This window comes from Paraburkholderia graminis, from assembly GCF_003330785.1.
GTDB classification, from domain to species: domain Bacteria; phylum Pseudomonadota; class Gammaproteobacteria; order Burkholderiales; family Burkholderiaceae; genus Paraburkholderia; species Paraburkholderia graminis.
In genome coordinates, this window is record NZ_CP024934.1 from 608,607 (window position 1) to 622,997 (window position 14,391).

The 14,391-nt window shown below is 63.4% G+C and carries 15 protein-coding genes, 1 tRNA gene and 1 riboswitch; of the genes, 4 read left to right on the forward strand and 12 right to left on the reverse strand.

Annotated features, from left to right (window positions below; translation table 11 throughout):
- Nucleotides 1-143: 143 nt before the first annotated feature.
- Nucleotides 144-1,091, reverse strand: coding sequence for a tRNA (adenosine(37)-N6)-dimethylallyltransferase MiaA (gene miaA / locus CUJ91_RS02705; RefSeq protein ID WP_006047870.1), 948 nt, complete (start codon nt 1,089-1,091; stop codon nt 144-146).
- A 108-nt stretch (nt 1,092-1,199) separates the two neighbouring features.
- Between miaA and CUJ91_RS34100 the strand changes: the two genes are divergently transcribed.
- Nucleotides 1,200-1,658 carry a hypothetical protein gene (locus tag CUJ91_RS34100; protein ID WP_044020478.1) on the forward strand — a complete coding sequence of 153 codons (459 nt, stop codon included), beginning with the start codon at nt 1,200-1,202 and terminating at the stop codon, nt 1,656-1,658.
- On the opposite strand, the gene mutL is transcribed toward CUJ91_RS34100, so the two are convergent.
- Nucleotides 1,642-3,765 (reverse strand): DNA mismatch repair endonuclease MutL, encoded by a 2,124-nt coding sequence (gene mutL / locus CUJ91_RS02720; RefSeq protein ID WP_006047868.1) that lies wholly within the window; start codon nt 3,763-3,765, stop codon nt 1,642-1,644. The genes CUJ91_RS34100 and mutL overlap by 17 nt on opposite strands.
- Nucleotides 3,766-3,958: 193 nt before the next feature.
- Here mutL and CUJ91_RS02725 point away from each other — a divergent pair, with 193 nt between their 5' ends.
- Nucleotides 3,959-4,624, forward strand: coding sequence for a VTT domain-containing protein (locus CUJ91_RS02725; RefSeq protein WP_006047867.1), 666 nt, complete (start codon nt 3,959-3,961; stop codon nt 4,622-4,624).
- A gap of 115 nt (nt 4,625-4,739) precedes the next feature.
- On the opposite strand, the gene CUJ91_RS02730 is transcribed toward CUJ91_RS02725, so the two are convergent.
- The 10 genes from CUJ91_RS02730 to ydfG form a co-directional block, all read right to left on the reverse strand.
- The gene (locus CUJ91_RS02730; RefSeq protein ID WP_006047866.1) at nt 4,740-5,114 is read right to left on the reverse strand and encodes a hypothetical protein; all 375 of its coding nucleotides are present in this window, start codon (nt 5,112-5,114) and stop codon (nt 4,740-4,742) included.
- A 340-nt stretch (nt 5,115-5,454) separates the two neighbouring features.
- Nucleotides 5,455-5,530 (reverse strand) — tRNA-Lys (locus tag CUJ91_RS02735).
- Between the two features lie 254 nt (nt 5,531-5,784).
- Entirely contained in the window at nt 5,785-6,534 is a 750-nt protein-coding gene (gene ybgF, locus CUJ91_RS02740) for a tol-pal system protein YbgF (protein ID WP_029970412.1), read from the reverse strand.
- A 19-nt stretch (nt 6,535-6,553) separates the two neighbouring features.
- Nucleotides 6,554-7,063 (reverse strand): peptidoglycan-associated lipoprotein Pal, encoded by a 510-nt coding sequence (gene pal, locus CUJ91_RS02745; protein WP_006047864.1) that lies wholly within the window; start codon nt 7,061-7,063, stop codon nt 6,554-6,556.
- 43 nt (nt 7,064-7,106) lie between these two features.
- The gene (tolB, locus tag CUJ91_RS02750; RefSeq protein ID WP_006047863.1) at nt 7,107-8,399 is read right to left on the reverse strand and encodes a Tol-Pal system beta propeller repeat protein TolB; all 1,293 of its coding nucleotides are present in this window, start codon (nt 8,397-8,399) and stop codon (nt 7,107-7,109) included.
- 135 nt (nt 8,400-8,534) lie between these two features.
- Nucleotides 8,535-9,548: a cell envelope integrity protein TolA gene (gene tolA / locus CUJ91_RS02755; protein ID WP_006047862.1), complete on the reverse strand. Its 1,014-nt coding sequence runs from the start codon at nt 9,546-9,548 to the stop codon at nt 8,535-8,537.
- Nucleotides 9,545-9,991: a protein TolR gene (gene tolR, locus CUJ91_RS02760; RefSeq protein WP_006047861.1), complete on the reverse strand. Its 447-nt coding sequence runs from the start codon at nt 9,989-9,991 to the stop codon at nt 9,545-9,547. The genes tolA and tolR overlap by 4 nt, the downstream gene beginning before the upstream one ends.
- Nucleotides 9,992-10,001: 10 nt before the next feature.
- Nucleotides 10,002-10,679: a protein TolQ gene (gene tolQ, locus CUJ91_RS02765; RefSeq protein WP_006047860.1), complete on the reverse strand. Its 678-nt coding sequence runs from the start codon at nt 10,677-10,679 to the stop codon at nt 10,002-10,004.
- Between the two features lie 157 nt (nt 10,680-10,836).
- A complete protein-coding gene (gene ybgC, locus CUJ91_RS02770; protein ID WP_006047859.1) occupies nt 10,837-11,316 on the reverse strand; it encodes a tol-pal system-associated acyl-CoA thioesterase in 480 nt (159 codons plus the stop codon).
- A 58-nt stretch (nt 11,317-11,374) separates the two neighbouring features.
- Nucleotides 11,375-12,121: a bifunctional NADP-dependent 3-hydroxy acid dehydrogenase/3-hydroxypropionate dehydrogenase YdfG gene (gene ydfG / locus CUJ91_RS02775; protein WP_006047858.1), complete on the reverse strand. Its 747-nt coding sequence runs from the start codon at nt 12,119-12,121 to the stop codon at nt 11,375-11,377.
- Between the two features lie 238 nt (nt 12,122-12,359).
- Nucleotides 12,360-12,468, forward strand: a riboswitch (ZMP/ZTP riboswitch).
- A gap of 166 nt (nt 12,469-12,634) precedes the next feature.
- On the opposite strand from ydfG, the gene glyA reads away from it, so the two are divergent.
- Together glyA and nrdR are read left to right on the forward strand one after the other, a co-directional pair.
- Nucleotides 12,635-13,882, forward strand: a complete 1,248-nt coding sequence (gene glyA / locus CUJ91_RS02780; RefSeq protein WP_029970409.1) for a serine hydroxymethyltransferase — start codon at nt 12,635-12,637, stop codon at nt 13,880-13,882.
- Between the two features lie 6 nt (nt 13,883-13,888).
- Nucleotides 13,889-14,371 carry a transcriptional regulator NrdR gene (nrdR, locus tag CUJ91_RS02785; RefSeq protein ID WP_006047856.1) on the forward strand — a complete coding sequence of 161 codons (483 nt, stop codon included), beginning with the start codon at nt 13,889-13,891 and terminating at the stop codon, nt 14,369-14,371.
- Nucleotides 14,372-14,391: the final 20 nt, after the last annotated feature.

The window sequence follows — 14,391 nt, forward strand, 5'->3', positions numbered from 1 at the left end:
GGTTCGCGCGGCGTTGCGATGGATTGCGCCGCGCGGGCTGTGATTTGCCGGTTTGCGTTTGCCGGTTTGCTTTCGCCGGTTTGCTTTCACGCTTTTCGCGCCTCACGGCGTTGCTTCATATCCCGCGCTTTACGCTTGACGCTTTACGTCAACGCTTCAATCACCTCTAGCACGCGCGCCGTTGCTTCTCGATCGCAGCAGTCCACCACCACGCGCTCGTCCATGCTGCGCAGCCATGTGAGCTGCCGCTTGCACAATTGCCGCGTCGCGAACACGCCTTTGTCGCGCATCGTCGGATAGTCGACCGCGCCATCCAGATATTCCCAGACTTGCCGGTAGCCGACGCAACGCATCGACGGCATCTCGGGCGACAGATCGCCGCGTTCCCTCAGCTTCACCACTTCGTCGACGAAACCGTTTTCCAGCATCGCGTCGAAACGCCGCTCGATGCGCGCGTGCAGCACGCTCCGGTCGGAAGGCTCGAGCGCGATCGGCACGAAGCGCCAATCGGCCGCGGCATCGTCGGTGCGCGCGGGCGCGGCCAGCAGCGTCGACATCGCCTCGCCGGTCAGCATGAAGACCTCGAGCGCGCGCTGGATGCGCTGCGAGTCGTTGGGTGCGAGGCGCGCGGCTGTCGCGGGGTCGATGGCGGCGAGGCGCGCATGCAGCGCCGGCCAGCCGTCGCGCGCGGCGTCGGCGTCCAGTTGCGCGCGCACGTTGGGATCGGCGGCGGGCAAGTCGTTGAGCCCCTGCGTGAGCGCCTTGTAGTACAGCATCGTTCCGCCCACCAGCAGCGGCAGCCGGCCGCGCGCGTGGATCTCGGCCGTGAGGCGCAACGCGTCGGCGCGAAATTCGGCGGCTGAGTAGGCGTTGGCGGGGTCGACGATATCGATCAGATGATGCGGCGCGATCGCGCGTTCTTCGGCGGTCGGCTTCGCGGTGCCGATGTCCATCTGACGATAGACGAGTGCGGAATCGACGCTGATGATTTCGATCGGGCGCTGGGCGGCCAGTGCTAGCGCGGCCGCGGTCTTGCCGGAGGCGGTCGGGCCGAGTAGGCAGGGGATGGGCGTGGGGGGGCGGGCGGTCATGGGTGGGCCGGCGGGCGGCAATCGGGGGCTGGGGGTGTGGAGGGCGTTGCGTGCGTGGAGCGCATCAGGTGCGTTGCGGGCGTCGGGAGCATCGAGGGCGCCAAAGGCATGAAGGGCGTTAAGCGCATCGAGCGCATCAGGCGCATTGAGAACATCAGGCGCATCGAAGGCATCAAGAGCATCGAAGGCATCAAGGGCATCGAGCGCGTCGCGGGCATCAAGAGCATCGAGGGGTTGAGGCGCATCGAGAACTTCGCGGGCGTCACGCGCATCAAGACCGTCGAGCGGACCAAGCGCACAAAGCACATCGAGCGCATCAAGAGCATGAGGCGCATCGGGAAGATCGCGGGCGTCGCGCGCATCAGGACCATCGAGCGGACAAAGCGTACAAAGCGCATCGAGAACATCAGGCGCATCGAGAACCGCATCGACAACATCAGGCGCATCGACAACATCAGGCGCATGGACAACATCAGGCGCATCGACAACATCGCGGGCGTCGCGCGCGTCAAGACCATCGAGCGCATCACGCGCACCAAAACCCCCACCGTCACTGCCCGCGCATGAACAGCCGATCGAGATCGGACAGCGTCAATTGATACCACGTCGGACGCCCGTGATTGCATTGATCGGCGCGTTCGGTCGCCTCCATCTGCCGCAGCAGCGCGTTCATTTCATCGAGCGTCAGACGCCGGTTCGCGCGCACCGCGTGATGGCATGCGAGCGTGCCGAGCAGTTCGTGCTGACGCTCGGTCAACACACGCGAGCCGCCGTACGCGTGCAGATCGGACAGCACCGCGCGCGCCAGCGCCTGCAAATCGGCGTCTTTCAGCAGCGCCGGCACTGCACGGATGGCGAGCGTGGTCGGCGACAGCACGGCGAGATCGAAGCCGAGTGCATCGAGCGTGTCGCGCTCTTCATCGACGGTGCCGATTTCGACCGCATCGGCCTGCATCGTCTGCGGAATCAGCAGCGGCTGCACGGCGATCGTGCGATCGGCCAGCGCATTCTTGAACTGCTCGTACAGAATGCGCTCGTGCGCGGCGTGCATATCGACGATCACGAGCCCGTGCGCATTCTGCGCGAGCACATAGATGCCGTGGATCTGGCCGAGCGCGAAGCCGAGTGGCTGGTCGTCGGCGGGATTGAACGTGGGCGAGGCGTAGGACGCCGACGTGTTATACGGCGACGCGCCTTCGGCGGCGGAATCGCGTGCTTCGAAAAGCGTCGCGCCTTGCTGCGCGACCCCGCTGTTGTCTTTGCGGCCGAACAGCGCGTCGTAGAAAGCGAGCGGCTGCGCGACGGGCAGCGTGCCCTGCGTCATGCGCGACTGGCGCATCCAGGTGTTGCCGGGCTGCGACGCGTTGAAGCCGCTGCTCGCCGGGCCGCTCGATGCGTTCCCACCGAAGCCGCCTGCACCGGTTGCGGCTGACGCTGACGCGCCAAACCCCGCCCCGCTAATGGGCGACGCGCCAGACGGCGACGTGCCAAAGGACGACGCCCCAAACGCCGGGGTCCCCAACGAAACCCCTCCGCCCGCCGACGCCTGCAAATGCGCCGCATGCCCGCCCGCCGTCGTTTCGGGCGACGCGCCCGCATGACGCGCCAACGCCCGCTGAACCGCGTGAAAAACGAACTGATGAATCGAGCGCGAATCGCGGAAGCGCACTTCGATCTTCGACGGATGCACGTTCACATCGACCGCTTCGGGCGGCAGATCGAGAAACAGCACATACGACGGATAACGATCGCCGTGCAGCACGTCTTCATAGGCGGCGCGCACCGCGTGCGTGAGCAGCTTGTCGCGCACGAAACGGCCATTGACGAAGAAGTACTGCTGATCCGAGCGCCCGCGGCTCGCGGTCGGAAGACCCGCGCAACCGTAGACGGCGAGCGGGCCGGCCGACTCGTCGAGCGGCAGATGAGCAGTCGCGAAAGTTTCGCCGAGTATCTTCGCGACCCGCACCGGCGGTTCGCTCGCGTTCCAATGCTCGACCGCCTTGCCGTTATGCAGCACCGAAATCGCGACGTCCGGACGCGCCAGCGCGGCGCGTCGAATCTGCTCGAGACAATGTCCGAGTTCGGTCTGTTCGCTCTTCAGGAATTTGCGGCGCGCCGGCGTGTTGAAGTACAGCTCGCGCACTTCGATCGTGGTGCCTTGCGTGCCTGCGGCGGGGCTCAGCACACCCGTTTGCGCATCGACGCGCATCGCGTGCGGCGCATCGGCCGTGCGGCTCGTGATCGTCATTTGCGCGACCGACGCGATCGACGCGAGCGCCTCGCCGCGAAACCCGAGCGTGGCCACTGCCTCGAGTTCGGCGAGCGAGCGGATCTTGCTGGTCGCGTGGCGCATCAACGCGAGCGCCAGTTCGTTCTCGGGAATGCCGCAGCCGTCGTCGGTAATCGAAATACGTTTGACGCCGCCTTCATCGAGCATGATGCGCAACGTCTGCGCGCCTGCGTCGAGTGCGTTTTCCAGCAACTCCTTCACGACCGATGCCGGCCGCTCGACCACCTCGCCGGCGGCAATCTGGCTGATAAGCTGATCGGGCAGCGGCTGGATCGCGCGCAGCGGCCGCGGCGCGGGCGTGCCCGGCGCACTCGGCGTGCTCTGTGTGCTGGCAGCAGCGGCGGAGGCGTCGGCGCGGGCGGGCGTTTCGGGGAATTCGGACATGGCGAAATTATAGCGATTCGGCGCGGCCGTCCTGGAATGGCGTAAACGTGCCGGAGATTTTCCAGGATCGACCGGGCACTTTCTGTATCATGACGCGGTCAATTTGCGGGGTCGGCGACGCTTGCCGCGATCGCCAGTAAAACTCCGCCGGATTTTCCCGCCACGCTCATTTTCGCTTGATAAAGGACGCTTTTTGGACACGCTGCTACATCTCGCCAACCTCGTGCTGCACATCGACAAGTTCCTTGGGGAATTCATCCACGTGTACGGCGCCTGGGTCTATGCGGTCCTTTTCCTGATCGTGTTCTGCGAAACGGGGCTCGTGATTCTGCCGTTTCTGCCGGGCGATTCGCTGCTGTTCATCGGCGGCGCGTTTTGCGCGGCTGGGCAGATGAATCTCGGTTTGCTGATTCTGCTGCTGTTCGTCGCGGCAACGACCGGCAATACCGTCAACTACATGATCGGACGATCGATCGGTCCCAAGGTTTTCAACTCGCGCATTCCCATGCTCGAGCGTTTCCTGGATCGGCGCGCGCTGCAGAAAACGCACGACTTCTATGAAAAGCACGGCGGCAAGACGATCGTGCTCGCGCGCTTCATTCCGGTGGTGCGCACGTTTGCGCCGTTTGTCGCCGGTGCGTCGGAGATGACGGTCAGCCGGTTTCAGCTTTTCAATATCGCCGGTGCGCTGTTCTGGGTGTTGCTGCTCGTACTGCTCGGCTATTTCTTCGGCAACATTCCGTTCATCCGCCAATACCTGAATGTGATCGTGCTGGTCGGCATTGGCGCGGCGATTGTGCCGGTCGTGCTCGGCGCGCTGTGGAAGATGACGCGCAAGAACGCGTCGAAGCCGAGCTAAACCGGCATCGCTCGGATAGCCCGCTAAGGTTTCTGCATGAACAAAACGGCGTCGCGATTTTTCGCGACGCCGTTTTTATTTTGCGGGACCGCCGACACGTTAAGGACGCGGCGGTTCACATCGGCAAATGAGATTCCGTGTACGGCGATGTCGGGATGACGAGCGCTTTGTCCGCGCTTGCTTTCGCGAGCACGTTGCGACGGCTGCGACTGCTCCAGACAAACGCGGCAACGACAGCGAGCGCGTACGCCGCGCTACGCGTAAAAAACGCCGTCGACGTGCTGAACTGGCCATAACGGGTTCGGGCGTCCGCGAACACGAGAAAGGTAAGGGCCGCGTCGAGCAGCACCGCGGCGAACACGAGCGCGGCAAAGACGCGCGAACCGTTTAGCGCAGCGCCCGGTATCAGACGATTACACAGATGGCATGCAACCAGCACGATTGCCAGCAACGCAAGATTCGAGGCGAGATCGAACAGAAAATTGGTCATATCGATGGAATGAAAGCGCCGCACGTTGCGGTGTTGCGAGAGCGTCTGCCTGCGCTGCTTGACAGCGGCTGAGTCAGACTGCGGCGATCATTGCACGTCTTTATGTCTCAATAAATGATCACGTTCGGAGTCCGTAGCGTTGTCGGAATGTGCGAAGTTGCGTTGGTGAACGGGCGTGGGATGCTGTGGAAAAGTACAGAGAGTTGAGCGGAGGCTTCTGCTTTTTTGGGCTTTGCTTGGACTTGGGTTCGGGCTTGGGCGTTTCTGGAGCGAGCAGAGAAACTGCGACGCAAAAAGAAAAGGGCTTACGACGCTGACGCGTGTAAGCCCTTGAATCTTTTGGTAGGCCGTACGGGATTCGAACCTGTGACCAACGGATTAAAAGTCCGCTGCTCTACCAGCTGAGCTAACGACCCAAAAGAGAAGCGAAATTATATCGACGGCCCGAAGGGGCTGTCAACCCATTCCGCGCATCCGCCAATGACTGTGCGAAGCAATCCGGATAGTGAAAAGCCCGGGCTTCCGATGTGGAGACCCGGGCTTTCCAGCGAGAGGCGCGCGTGACTATCTTTCTGACACTTTGCAGACACTGCGCGTTACAGCCGACGACTCAAGCAACGACTCAACCGCTCAACGATCAACTACGCCAACGCGACGACCACCAAACCGCCTACTTGATCTGCGACAGCTTGCTCTGCGCGGACTGTGCGACGTCCGAGCCGCCGTATTGCGCGACGATCTGCTCAAGCGTCTTCTTGGCCGCAGCCTTCTGGCCTTGCTCGAGCTGATTGTTCGCAATCGCGAGCAACGCCTCCGGCGCCCGCGGATGCTGCGGATAGTTCTTCACGACACCCTGCCAGGTCGCCGTCGAGCCCTTGTAATCGCGCAGCGCATACAGCGCGTTGCCGAGCCAGTACTGCGCGGTCGGCTGATACGGACTGCTCGGAAACTTGGCGATGAAGCTACGGAACGACGCCGCCGCGTTCTTGAAGTCGCCGTTGCGGAACTGCTGTGAAGCCGCATTGAACGCATCGGTTTCGCCCGGCTGAACTTCGCCCTGGACACCATCGACCGTTTGCTGCTGCGGCTCGAATTTCTTCAGGCGCGTGTCAAGGTCGGTGTAGTAGTCCTTCTGCTGTTTTTGCAGCGTGGCGAGCTGATTGCCCATGTCCTCGTTCTGCCCGCGCAGCGTCGCGACCTGCTGATTCAACTGGTCGAGACGGTTGGACTGATCGAGGATCGTGCGCTGCGCTGCCGACAACTGGCTCGACAGACTATCGGTCTTCGCCCGCAGATCGAGAATGGCCTGGCGGGCCTGATCGTCGTCGAAGATGCCGGCGTGCGCCGGCACAGCCGTAAAGACCGTGCCCGCGACGCAGGCCGCTGCGGCAAATCGCAGCCAGGAGAAACGATGCGTCATTCGGCTCATCACCCGTTACTTACTGTTGGTACACGAGGTCGGCGCGGCGGTTCTGTGCCCACGACGATTCGTCATGACCCGTGGCTTGCGGCTTTTCCTTGCCGAGGCTCACGGCTTCCATTTGCGAGTCCGTCACGCCCATCAGCGACAGCGAACGGCGCACAGCTTCAGCACGCTTCTGGCCGAGTGCCAGGTTGTACTCGCTCGTGCCGCGCTCGTCGGTATTGCCCTGGATCAGCACGTGGCGTTGCGGATGGCTCTTCAGGTACTGCGAGTGTTGCTGGAGCAGCGACTGGTAGTCGTCCTTCACCGAGTAGCTGTCGAAGTCGAAGTAAATGCTGCGCTTCGCGAGCGGGCTGTTCGGGTCGTTCAACGGATCGACGTTCACTTGCGCGACATCGTTCGGGTTCGGCTGCGTGGAGACTGCGCCGCCCTTGTTAGCGTTTTCGTCGAGCTTGACGCCCGAGTGACACGCGGCCAATGCGCCGACCATGAGAACTGCAAATGCGAAGCGAAGTTTGGACATCATTTTGTACTCTCCTTGTGTTATTGCATCAGTTATTGCGTCAACGTTATTGCATGAAAGGGCCCCAGGACGGCTCGCGTACGCTGCCTCCCTGCACTGACAGGACCTGCCGGGTGCGACCGTCGGTCGAAACCGCGGCCAATACGCCACGGCCGTTCACCTGAGTGGCGTAAAGAATGTACTGACCGTTCGCCGCGAAGCTCGGCGATTCGTCATGTGTCGTGTCCGTCAGGCCCGTGGCGGTTCCGCCTTGCAAGTCCTGGATATACAGCTTGAAGCCGCCGCCGACGCGCGAAATATACGCGAGTTGCTTGCCGTCCGGGCTCACGCGCGGGCTCGTGTTGTAGCTGCCGGTGAACGTGACGCGCTGTGCGCCGCCGGCGCTTTCGCCTTGCGCCGACATCTTGTAGATCTGCGGTTGGCCGCCGCGGTCGCTCGTGAAATAGATCGACTGGCCGTCGGGCGAGAAGGTCGGCTCGGTGTCGATCGAGCTGCCCTGTGTGAGACGGCGCAGGCCGCTGCCGTCCGCATTGACCGCGAAGATCTGCGTGTTGCCCGTGCGCGAGAGCGCGACGGCGAGCGTGCGGCCGTCCGGCGACCACGCGGGCGCGCTGTTATTGCCCTTCTGATCGGACACGACGATGCGGCGCCCCGTAGGCAGATCGTGAATATAGACGATCGGCTTCTTCTTCTCGAACGAAACGTAAGCGACCTTGGTGCCGTCAGGCGACCATGCCGGCGAGATGATCGGCTCGGGGCTCGACAGCGCGATGTGCGCGTCCTGGCCGTCGGAATCCGAAATCTGCAACTGATAGCGGTTGCCGCTCTTGATGACATACGACAGCCGCGTGGCGAACGCGCCGCGGCCGCCCATCAGCTTGGCGTAGATGTAGTCGGCCACTTTATGCGCGCTCATGCGCAGGCCGCTTTCCGGGCTCACCAGCACGAGGCCGCCGAGACTTTCGCCCTTGACCGTGTCGTACAGCTTGAAGCGCACTTCGTACTGGCCGTTCGGCAGGCGGTTCACGCTGCCGGCCACGAACGCATTCGCGCCCTTCGCCTTCCAGCTTCCGAGATCGACGGAAGCCGTTTCGGGAACGGGCGCAGAACCCGCGTCGATGTTGGTGAATTTGCCGCTGCGCTGCAGGTCCTGACGCACGATGGTGCTGACCTGCTGCGGCGAGTTCGCTTCATTGGCGAAGTTCGCCGTTGCGATCGGAAACTGGGTGGACCCGACGCCCGTGACGAGCACGTTGAGTTGCGCGTTCGCGGCGCCGCCGGCGGCGATCAGGCACGACGCTACAAGTGTCCGCAGGCCTAGCTTGGTCATCAAACTCATGCTGTATGGATTCCCCAAAAACGGTTTTACTAAAGCTTCGCGACAGCAGACAGACCGGAAAACGACTATTTCGTTCCCGAGTGCGCCGCGCCGAAAGGGGCGCGGGGCCTGCTGTCACCCACTGTCAGGCTGCCGTCAACCGGCCGGCCGCAACGTGATCCTGAAACTCCCCGGCGTTTTTCCGTCGATGTCCTGAGGCATCGGATCGGAACGCTGAACGGCTCGCAGCGCGGCATCGTCCCACGCCGCATTGCCGCTGCTGTGCGCGATCGTCGCGCTCAACAGCGTGCCGGTCGGCGAGCAACGAACGGCGATCACGGTCTCGAGACCCTCGGTCTCGCCACCCCACGAAATGTTCGGCCGCACCACGCGCCGAACCTTGTCCGCATAACCGGGCGATGCCGCATTGCCGCCCGAGCCGCTGCCCGTGCCGCTCTTGCCGAGGCCATTGCCGGTCGAGCCCGGAGGCCCTGCCATGCCCTGCATTTGCGCGAGGCGCGCGCGACGTTCGGCGTCGAGTTTCTTCGCCTGCGCCGCGGCTTCCGCTTGCGCCTTTGCCTTGGCCGCCTTCTGCGCATCAGCCTTCTTCTGCGCTTCGGCTTCGGCCTGTTTCTGCTGTTCGTCCTGCTGTTCTTTCAGTTGCTGCTTTTTCTGCTCGGCCAGTTGCTGTTGCTTGAGCTTGTCCGCCTGTTGCTGCTGTTGCAGTTGTTTCTGCTTCGCCGCCGCGGCCTTCTGCGCAGCCAGTTGCGCCGCCTGTTCGGCCGCGAGTTGCTGCTCGCGCTTCGCCTCAGCTTCCTGCTGAGCCTGGAGCTTCTGCTGACGCTGCTGTTCCGCGAGTTGCGCCTCGCGCGCCGCTTCCTGCTGCTTGCGCTTCTTTTCCTGCAACGCGATGTCGGCCTGTTCGTCGGGCACCGGCGGAGCAGGCGCAACAGGTACGGGCGGCGGCGTGACCGGGCGCGGAATCACGCTGTCCGGCACCTCGGTCCACAGTTCCGCTTCGGCACCTTCGGGCGTGCTGTTTTGCCACTGGATGCCGTGATACAGGAAGAACCCGAGCAGCGCATGCATCACCAGCGCGAACGCAAAGGCTCGCCCGGTGCCGCGTTCACGCGGTGGCTGGAGCGGATAGTCGGTGTTCTTACGGATCATTGCGATTTGACGAGCAATCCAACGCGTTTGACGCCGCGAGCCTTGAGCTCGGACATCACATTCATCACGACTTCATACTTCACGGTCTTGTCGGCGGCGATCACGACAGGCTGATCGGGATGCGACTGCGCGCGGTCGGCGATGAAGCCGTTAAGCCCGGCTTTCGTCATGTCCTCCTGCTGCTGCGCGCCCGCGTCGTCCTTGTACTTGACGCTCATGTTGCCGTCCGCGCGAATGTTGACGATCACGGGCGGCGTTTGCTGCTGCGGCGCGGCGCCGCCGACTGTCGGCAGATTGACGATGGACGGCGCGACGAGCGGCGCGGTCACCATGAAGATGACGAGCAGCACGAGCATCACGTCGATATACGGCACGACGTTGATGTCGGACATCGCGCGGCGCGAGCGGCCGCCGCGCATGCTGGAGGAGCGAGAGCCTGCCATCGTGGACTCCTTAGTGCGCCTGGCGCTGCAAGATGTTCGAGAACTCTTCGATGAAGGTCTCGAAGCGGATCGCCAGACGGTCGATGTCGTGCGCGTAGCGGTTATACGCGACCACCGCGGGAATCGCGGCAAAGAGGCCGATCGCGGTGGCGGTCAATGCCTCGGCGATGCCCGGCGCGACGTTCGCAAGCGTGGCCTGCTGCACGTTGGCGAGTCCGCGAAACGCATTCATGATCCCCCAGACCGTGCCGAACAGACCGATATACGGGCTGACCGAACCGACCGACGCGAGAAACGCGAGGTTGGCCTCAAGCACGTCCATTTCACGCTGGAACGCGGCACGCATTGCACGGCGCGCGCCGTCGAGAATCGCGCCCGGGTCGTTCAGGCGTTTCTCCTTGCCCTTGAGAAATTCGCGCATGCCGGATTCGAAAATTCGCTCTAGCGCGCCGATGGTGTGACGGTTATTCGCGGCACTTTGATACAGCGCCTGCAGGTCGCCGCCCGACCAGAAATCGCGTTCGAAACGCTCAGTTTGCGCGCGCGCCCGGCGGATCGCAAACCACTTGCGGAAGATGAAAGTCCACGACAACAGCGACAGCAGCAGCAGGAGGGCCATGACGGCCTGCGCCAGCAGGCTCGCATTGAGTACGAGAGAAACGATCGACAGATCTTGTGTAGTGTTCATAAAGGTTCGTTTTATCGTCCCGAAAGGGGGCGTCCGGCTTTGCAAGGCCACACGAAGCTTGCCGTGAGCAAAACGGAAGCTTCGGCGGTGACGCAAGCCGAACCATGCTTGGTGCTGCTTGATCGATGCGAGTTCACTGGCGCCGTAACAACGGGAGTCAGCCTGCGTTCGTTGACACGCCGCCCTCGCTGACGCCGGGTCCGCGCCGCAAAGCGGCCAGCACCGGCGAAGGAATCGCGGCGGGGCGCAGCGCTGTGCGCTCGACGCAGCCGACCCGGATCGAGCCGGTAGCAAGCAACGTGCCGTCGCGCCACGCTTCCTGCACGAAGTCGACGGATGCCTTGCCAAGGCGCTCGATGCGGCTGACGACTTTCACCACGTCGTCGAGACGTGCCGGCGCCCGATAATCGACCGCCGTGCTACGGACGATGAAAATGGCGCCCGTTTCGTCGGCGAGCCGGTTCTGGTCGATCCCGCAGGCGCGTAGCCATTCGGTGCGCGCCCGTTCAAAGAACTTCAGGTAGTTCGCGTAAAACACGATGCCGCCGGCGTCGGTATCTTCGTAATACACGCGGATGCCCCACGTGTGGCCGATTTCCGCGCCTGGCTGGCTTGTCGTCATATTCATGCGGCGCATTTTACCGGAACGCACACCGCGAGGTCTGTTTCAAGATGTGCGCGCGGCCTGGCGGGCCTCAGCCGCGATGAACGCTCAAACCGGCGAACGATTGCGCGACCGGCATCAGTTCGATCGTGTTGATGTTGACGTGGGCCGGGCGCGTGGCGATCCAGTAGATCGAATCGGCGATGTCCTCGGCCGTGAGCGGCTGCACGTTCTCGTAGACCTTGCCGGCCTTCTGGTCGTCGCCGCGATAGCGCACGTTCGAGAACTCCGTGCCGCCGCACAGGCCCGGCTCGATGTCGGTCACGCGCAGCGCGGTGCCGGCAAGGTCGGCACGCAGATTCAGGCTGAACTGCCGCACGAATGCCTTCGTCGCGCCGTAGACGTTGCCGCCCGGATAAGGCCAGTGGCCCGCGACCGAGCCAAGGTTGAAGACATGGCCGCGGTTGCGCTCGACCATGCCGGGCAACAGTGCATGCGTGACCTGAACGAGCCCGGTGCAGTTCGTTTCGATCATCGTCTGCCATTCGTCCAGGCTCGCTTTATGAGCCGGCTCCACGCCGAGCGCGAGGCCGGCGTTGTTGACGAGCACGTCGATGGCGGCGAAGTCGGCCGGCAACGAGGCGGGCACCGCCTCGACGGCCGCGCGGTCGCGCACGTCCAGCTCGTAGGGCAGGAGAGCGTCGCCGAGTTCGTCGGCGAGCGCTTGCAGGCGGTCCTTGCGGCGGGCGGTGGCGACGACGCGGTGGCCGCCTTTCACGAAGGCACGAGCGATGGCGGCGCCGAATCCTGCGGACGCCCCGGTGACGAACACGATCATTGCAGTTCCCTGGTCGGTAGGAGAGAAAGGCCCCAAGCCTACTTCCAATGCGGCGCTGCGGCAAGGATCAACGAGCCGGAGGAGTCGCGTCGCGAGAACTGCGCAGCCGCCGCGCGACAGGCTTTCGCGGCACGGTTCGGCACTGCCTGTCGGGCCTTCTGCCGGGTCTTTTTCGGCGCCCTTTGCGGCGGCCGAAAGCCGGTTGCCTATTCGATCCTCTTCCAATAAACTAACGCGCTCATCCCTGCGTGACTGGCGATAGAACCGGTTTTGACAATCGGGTTCAAGGTGGAAAAACCCACCGTGAAGCGCGGGGTGCCGTTTTGCCGTTCGCCTGGGCAGCCGTGATCCGCGCGCATTCATCTGCGCTGACGGTGGCTGTCCTGCCTTGCGTGTGCGGCGACTCTTCCTCCGCCACGTCAGGCCAAGCCCAGCCGCCAGCAGCGCCGCGTACCCTCTACGCAAGATTCGGCGCACGATCCGGTCAACCTGAAAACACTCAACGGAATCCGTATGTTTGACAGAGCCCAAAGCACCATCGCCAACGTCGACCCTGAACTGTGGAAGGTGATCGAGCAGGAAAACCGCCGTCAGGAAGAGCACATCGAACTGATCGCGTCCGAAAACTACACGAGCCCGGCTGTGATGGCTGCGCAAGGCTCGCAACTCACCAACAAATACGCCGAAGGTTATCCGGGCAAGCGCTACTACGGCGGCTGCGAATATGTCGACGTGGCCGAGCAGCTTGCGATCGACCGTGTGAAGCAACTGTTCGGCGCCGAAGCCGCCAACGTGCAGCCGAACTCCGGCTCGCAGGCGAACCAGGGCGTGTTCTTCGCGATGCTCAAGCCGGGCGACACGATCATGGGCATGAGCCTCGCGCACGGCGGCCACCTGACGCACGGCTCGCCCGTCAACATGTCGGGCAAGTGGTTCAACGTGGTCAGCTACGGTTTGAACGAAGCGGAAGACATCGACTACGACGCTGCCGAAAAGCTCGCGCAGGAACACAAGCCGAAGCTGATCGTCGCAGGCGCGTCCGCTTTCGCGCTGCGCATCGACTTCGAGCGTCTGTCGAAGATCGCGAAGTCGGTCGGCGCGTATTTCATGGTCGACATGGCGCACTACGCCGGCCTCATCGCCGCGGGCGTCTATCCGAACCCGGTGCCGCACGCGGATTTCGTCACCACGACCACGCACAAGAGCCTGCGCGGCCCGCGCGGCGGCGTGATCCTGATGAAGGCCGAATTCGAGAAGCAGATCAACTCGGCAATCTTCCCGGGCATTCAGGGCGGTCCGCTGATGCATGTGATCGCCGGCAAGGCTGTCGCGTTCAAAGAAGCGCTGTCGCCGGAATTCAAGACGTATCAGCAGCACGTTGTCGAAAACGCTCGCGTGCTCGCGGAAACGCTGGTGAAGCGCGGCCTGCGCATCGTCTCGGGCCGCACCGAAAGCCACGTGATGCTGGTCGATCTGCGCGCGAAGAAGATCACCGGCAAGGCTGCGGAAGCCGCGCTCGGCGCAGCGCACATCACGGTCAACAAGAACGCGATTCCCAACGACCCGGAAAAGCCGTTCGTGACGAGCGGTATCCGTCTCGGCTCGCCGGCCATGACCACGCGCGGCTTCGGCGTCAAGGAAGCGGAGCAGGTGGGTAACCTGATTGCCGATGTGCTCGACAACCCGGAAGACGCCGCCACGATCGAACGCGTGCGTGGTCAGGTCGCCGAGTTGACGCAGCGCTTCCCGGTCTACCGCTAAGCCGCCATGCATTGCCCTTTCTGCCGTCACGCCGATACGCAGGTCGTCGACTCGCGTGTCTCGGAAGACGGCGCGACGATTCGCCGGCGCCGCCGCTGCCCGGCCTGCGACAAGCGTTTTACGACGTATGAGCGGGTCGAGCTGGCGTTGCCGGCGGTCGTCAAGAAAGACGGCAGCCGCACCGAATTCGATCGCCGCAAGATTGTCGCGAGCATGCAACTGGCGCTGCGCAAGCGTCCGGTTGCAGCGGACGCGATCGACGCGGCCGTCGCCCGTATCGAATATCAACTGCTGGGCAGCGGCGAGCGCGAAGTGCGCAGCGAACGTCTCGGCGAACTCGTCATGAACGAGTTGCGCGCGCTCGACACCATTGCCTACGTTCGTTTCGCCTCCGTCTACCGGCGCTTTGAAGACGTCTCCGAATTCGAAGACGTGATCGAAGAGTTCCGCCGCGCCTCTTCTCCTCCCAAGCCTTCCCGCAAGCGCTGATCGGAAGCCCGCCGCCCGGC